Below are 1,428 nucleotides of genomic sequence, written 5' to 3'. Positions count from 1 at the left end.
GGAGGCGGCGGAGGCGGTCACTCTTCATCACGTTCAATTGGAACTTCAGGAAGTAATTCAGGGGGAAGTCAAACTAGTACAAGCAAAGGTGATTTATTTACTATTTTAGGGTTTGGTGCATTAACTGCATTTGGTGGAGTTGCAGGCATTATATATAAAGTTAAGTTACAGAAGAAGAAATTTGAAAGTACTTTAGCAATGAAGAAGTTTGCAAAAGAAGATGGAGCTTGGGATTATGACAAAATATCTTCAGATATAGATGAAGCATTTTATAAAGTTCAAAATGCTTGGACAGAGAGAAATCAAGATTTAGCAAAAGAATATATGAGTGAAAAAATTTATAAAATTCATAAGAGTAAAACTGAATGGATGAAATTAAGAGGTGAAAAGAATGTACTTTATAATATAAACCTCATAAGCATTAAACCTATTAGTGCTATAGATTCAGATGATGATTCTAGAGATGCTATATGGGTTAATATAAAAGCTTCCATGGTTGATTATATGCTAAATGAATATACTAATGAAGTTACAGAAGGAGATCCATCAAGAAGAAGTACTTTCGAGGAATTTTGGAGATTTATTAGAAGTGATAAAAGATGGATATTAGATGAAATAAAGCAACCAGAAGAAATTGGAGATATAAATAATTTTATTAATGAAAAAATAAAGTAATTTGTTTTGAGGAGGTTTATGAAAGTATATGATTTAACTCACTTTCTTAGAGTAGGTATGACAGCTTACTCTGAGGAGGAGAGTCTTAAAATGGGTGTTCTATGCAACATAGAACATGACGGGTATAATGTATCGGAATTAAGGTTATCTACTCATACAGGAACGCATATAGATGTTCCAAGGCATATGTTTAAAGATGGAAACACTTTAGATGATTATGATGGGAAATATTTAATTGGAAGTGCATATATAATTGACTGCACTAAGGTTAAAGAAATAAATTTAGATTTTATAATTAAGCATGAAAAAAGTATAAGAAAAGCACATTATTTAATATTAAAAACTGGGTGGGAAAAATATTTTAATAAAGATAAGTATTTAACTTCTTATCCTACATTATCTTATAATGCTTCAAATTTCCTAGGAAATATTAAAAGTTTGCGAGGTGTTTGTGTAGATTGCATATCTATTGATGGAGAAAATGACGAAAAATTTCTAAATCATAAAAATTTATTGTCAAAAGAGAAGATTATAATAGAAAATATATGTAATCTAGATTCTATTGAAGATGAATTCGAAATTATTATTTCACCAATGAAAATAAAAAATGGTGATGGTGCACCTGTTAGAATATATGGATTATTAAAATAAATAAAAGCTAATCAGAAATTTCTGATTAGCTTTCTCTTGGTTGCGGGAGCAGGACTTGAACCTACGACCTTCGGGTTATGAGCCCGACGAGCTACCAACTGC

Annotated in this window: 2 protein-coding genes; both read left to right on the top strand. The window is 30.4% G+C overall.

Annotated elements, in window-relative coordinates; all coding sequences use genetic code 11:
• The coding region (locus tag RSF37_RS13400; protein ID WP_332564889.1) for a Tim44 domain-containing protein at nt 1–675 on the top strand (675 nt) is incomplete at its 5' end.
• An 18-nt stretch (nt 676–693) separates the two neighbouring features.
• Nucleotides 694–1,326: a cyclase family protein gene (locus tag RSF37_RS13395; RefSeq protein ID WP_332564888.1), complete on the top strand. Its 633-nt coding sequence runs from the start codon at nt 694–696 to the stop codon at nt 1,324–1,326.
• Nucleotides 1,327–1,428: the final 102 nt, after the last annotated feature.

The sequence above is a fragment of the Clostridium sp. genome, assembly GCF_036643715.1.
Taxonomy (GTDB): domain Bacteria; phylum Bacillota; class Clostridia; order Clostridiales; family Clostridiaceae; genus Clostridium.
This window is presented reverse-complemented; position numbering and strand designations above follow the sequence as displayed.

Bases quoted from the DNA above. Each gene is read 5' to 3' on its own strand.
- RSF37_RS13395 (WP_332564888.1), top strand. From the start codon at position 694: ATGAAAGTATATGATTTAACTCACTTTCTTAGAGTAGGTATGACAGCT.